Source organism: Streptomyces sp. adm13(2018) (genome assembly GCF_008042145.1).
Taxonomy (GTDB): domain Bacteria; phylum Actinomycetota; class Actinomycetes; order Streptomycetales; family Streptomycetaceae; genus Streptomyces.
In genome coordinates, this window is record NZ_RDBH01000103.1 from 1 (window position 1) to 3,440 (window position 3,440).

The 3,440-nt window shown below is 75.5% G+C and carries 3 protein-coding genes and 1 pseudogene; 3 read left to right on the top strand and 1 reads right to left on the bottom strand.

Annotated elements, in window-relative coordinates; genetic code table 11:
- Positions 1-214: 214 nt before the first annotated feature.
- From EAO70_RS09395 to EAO70_RS09405, 3 genes and pseudogenes are all read left to right on the top strand, one after another.
- Positions 215-913 carry a GntR family transcriptional regulator gene (locus EAO70_RS09395; protein ID WP_148002555.1) on the top strand — a complete coding sequence of 233 codons (699 nt, stop codon included), beginning with the start codon at positions 215-217 and terminating at the stop codon, positions 911-913.
- Positions 914-1,087: 174 nt separating this feature from the next.
- Positions 1,088-1,897, top strand: coding sequence for an NAD-dependent epimerase/dehydratase family protein (locus EAO70_RS09400; protein ID WP_148002556.1), 810 nt, complete (start codon positions 1,088-1,090; stop codon positions 1,895-1,897).
- 81 nt (positions 1,898-1,978) lie between these two features.
- Positions 1,979-2,107 (top strand): annotated as a pseudogene (locus tag EAO70_RS09405) (SDR family oxidoreductase); the annotation flags it as partial.
- A 123-nt stretch (positions 2,108-2,230) separates the two neighbouring features.
- Here EAO70_RS09405 and EAO70_RS09410 read toward each other — a convergent pair.
- Positions 2,231-3,440: AraC family transcriptional regulator (locus EAO70_RS09410; RefSeq protein WP_261992774.1), on the bottom strand; the 1,210-nt coding region annotated here is incomplete at its 5' end.

The window sequence follows — 3,440 nt, forward strand, 5'->3', positions numbered from 1 at the left end:
ACGCCGAGCCGAGCGTGTCGGCGGTGCCGGATCTGGACGCGCTGGAGGATCTGGCCTGGTGAGACGGGCGGCGCCGGCGGCGAGCCTCTCGTGTCGCCGACCGCCGGAGCGGTCGCGCCAGGGTCGTCGCGCCGGAGCCGTCGCCCCGAGGCCGTCGCGCCGGGGTCTGCGAAGATCGGGGAAGCAGGACAGCCACCCGACGGGAGCCACCCCCATGACCGTGCACCTCCCCGCCGCCCGCGGCGCCGCCGCCGTCGGGGACGCCCGTCCGTCCCTGCGGGAGCGGGTCTACGTGGAGCTGCGCGAGCGGATCGTCGAGGCGGAGTACCCGGCGGGCACGCGGCTCGTGGAGCGGGAGGTCGCCGACGAACTGCGGGTCTCCCGGGTGCCGGTGCGCGAGGCGATGCAGCGGCTGGAGTCGGAGGGCCTCCTCTCGGTGCAGCCGCGCCGGGGGTCGGTGGTCGCGGACTTCGGGCCGGAGGACGCCGCGCACCTCTTCGACGTACGGGAGAACCTGGAGGGCCTGGCCGCGCGGCTCGCCGCCCGGCACGCGACCCCGGGCGGGCTGCGGGAGCTGGAGCGGCTCCTGTCGGGGGCCCGGCGGGCGGCGGAGTCCGGGCAGGTCCGCGAGGCCGTCTCCCTCAACGCCGACTTCCACCGGCAGATCGTCGAACTCTCCGGGAACCCGCTGCTGGTGGACCTGATGGCGCCGCTGGACTCCCGGCTGCGGCGGCTCTTCCGGCTCACCTCGGCCCGGTCGGACGGCGAGGCGATGTGCGGGGCGCACGAGCGGCTCCACGAGGCCGTCCGCGACGGCGACGAGGACGGCGCGGAGGCGCTGGCCCGCGCCCATGTGGCGGACACCCGCGCGGCCGCGGCCCGCCTGCTGACCGCGCCTCACACGGCTCCCTGACCGTCCGGACCGGGCCCTGACCGGCGGGTTTCGCCAGGGCCGTGCGGACCGCGGGCGCCTCTTGACGCTCCGTCGGACCGCTCCCTAGCGTGTCCACGGTTGTGCATGCCGCTCAGCCGCATGCCGTTGGCGCGCGGGGCCGCCGCGTGCCGCCCGACGGAGGAGATCCGGTCCATGGCCGCACCCCGCACCGTCCTGCTCACCGGCGCCGCCGGAGGCGTCGGCACGCTGATGCGGGAGCTCCTGCCCCTGCTCGGCCACGAGCTACGGCTCCTGGACGCCGTCCCCGTGCCGGGTGCGCCGGACGCGATCACCGCCGACCTCGCGGACCGCCCGGCGCTGCGCGAGGCCGTCCGGGGCGTCGACGCGATCGTGCACCTGGCGGGCATCTCCCTGGAGTCGACCTTCGACAAGATCATGGCGGCGAACATCGCCGGGACGTGCAACCTCTACGAGGCCGCCCGCGAGGAGGGCGTCCCGCGTGTGGTGTTCGCCTCCAGCAACCACGCCGTCGGCTTCACCCGGGTGCCGCGCGCGGGCGACCCGCCGGTGCCGGTGGAGACCCCGCACCGCCCGGACACCTTCTACGGCCTGTCCAAGTGCTTCGGCGAGGACCTGGCGCAGCTCTACTGGGACCTGCACGGCGTCGAGACCGTCTCGGTCCGCATCGGCACCCTCTTCGCCGAGCCCGCCTCGGTCCGGGAGCTGTCGACGTGGCTGAGCCCGGCCGACGGCGCCCGCCTCCTGCACGCCGCGCTGACCGCCGAGGACGTGGCCCACACCGTCGTGTACGGCTCCTCCGCCAACACGCGCGCGTGGTGGGACCTCTCCTCGGCACGCGCGCTCGGCTACGACCCGCAGGACGATTCCGAGGTCTACGCGGAGCGCATCCTCGCCGAGAAGGGCCTTCCTCCGGCCGACAGCGCCGACGCCCTCTACCTGGGCGGCCTCTTCTGCGTGACGCCGCCCCGGTGGCCGCACTGAACGATGACAGGAGCAGTCCCATGGACCAGCGTCCGCTCGCCCTCGTGACCGGCGTCGGCCGCACGGTCGGCATCGGCGCGGGCGGAGCAGACCCCGCTCGGCCGTCTGGGCACCCCGCGGGACACCGCACACCTGGTCGACTTCCTCTGCTCGGCCGAGGGGCAGTGGATCAACGGGCAGCTGCTGATGAGCAACGGGGGTCTCGCCTGAGCCGGAGAGAGACCCGGACGGGGACGGCCACGGGGAGCAGGAGAGTACGCAGGACCCGGCCGGACTGATACGGGGGAGCCGGCCGGGGCCCGGGTCACGGCGCGCGCTGGCGGCCGGACCTGCTCACCGTAGGCCCGTACGATGATCATCGCGAGCCGCGGAACGCGGCCTCTGTCCGGAATGCGCGGTGGGATCGATGCGGGGAAGCCCGCCGGTCAACGCAAGGTGCGCCCCTTTGTGCGCCCCGGCGCACGCCGGACGGGCCGAACCAGGCCCCCGGCGCACGCCGGACGGGCCGAACCAGGCCCCGGCCGCGCGATGTCGTCGCGGGGCGAGGGCGAGAGGAGGGTCGCGAGGACGTCCGCGCAGGGTCTCTGACGGCGACTCGCCGAACTTCTCGCGGTAGCGCGCCGCGAAGCGGCCCTGGTGGGCGAAGCCCCAGCGCCAGGCCACCTCGCCCACGCCCACCTCGTCCGGTGCGGCCGCCCGCAGCTCCCCGCGGACCCGGTCGAGCCGCACCTCCCGCACGTACGCCATCGGCGACATCCCGACGTACTCGCGGAAGGACTCCTGGAGCCGGCGCACGCTCACCCGGGCCAGGGCGGCCAGCTCGGTCGTGGTGAACGGATGCTCCGGACGCTCCCGCACCGCGTCCATCACCCGCTTGACCGGCGCCGGCCGGCGCGGCTCCCCCGGGTGCGCGAGCGCCTCGCGCCAGGGGTGCTCGGCGGCCAGCAGGAGTCCGTTGAGCAGCGCCTCCTGCAAGGGGCGGGCCACCAGCTCGTGCCGGGCGAGACCCTCTCCCGTCAGGGCCTCCGCGGCGACCTGGCGGGCGAAGCGCACCCAGCTCAGACCGGGACCGCGGGTGATGTCGACCCCGGGCGCGAACACCAGCGGGCCGTGCGCCGGACGGCCGATCAGCTGCTCCAGGCGCTCGCGCAGCGCGGCCGCCCCCACCTTCACCGACAGGGTCCGGCAGTCCCCGCTCCAGCGGTCGAGGCAGGTGTCCCCCGCCGGGTCGAGCAGCAGGGCCTCGGCCTCCGTGGCGACCAGCGGCCTGCCGCTCTGCCGCATCTCCATCCGCCCGCCGAGCGGCGCGTTCAGGTGGTAGGCGCCCAGTTCGCCGAAGCTCATCCGCACATCGGCCCCGCAGCTCAGGTCCCCGATGACCAGCGGGCCGAGCTCGACCGTGTCGAAGCGGGCCGCGAAGGGGCGCCGCTCGCGGTCCACGAGGTCCATCCGGTTCGCGTAGTAGCGGGCGTCGAGCTCCACCCGCGCCTCGTCCACGTCCCGTGTCCGGAAGCGGTTCCCGTCGAACGCGCCCACAACGCCC

Bases quoted from the DNA above. Each gene is read 5' to 3' on its own strand.
- EAO70_RS09395 (WP_148002555.1), top strand. From the start codon at position 215: ATGACCGTGCACCTCCCCGCCGCCCGCGGCGCCGCCGCCGTCGGGGAC.
- EAO70_RS09400 (WP_148002556.1), top strand. From the start codon at position 1,088: ATGGCCGCACCCCGCACCGTCCTGCTCACCGGCGCCGCCGGAGGCGTC.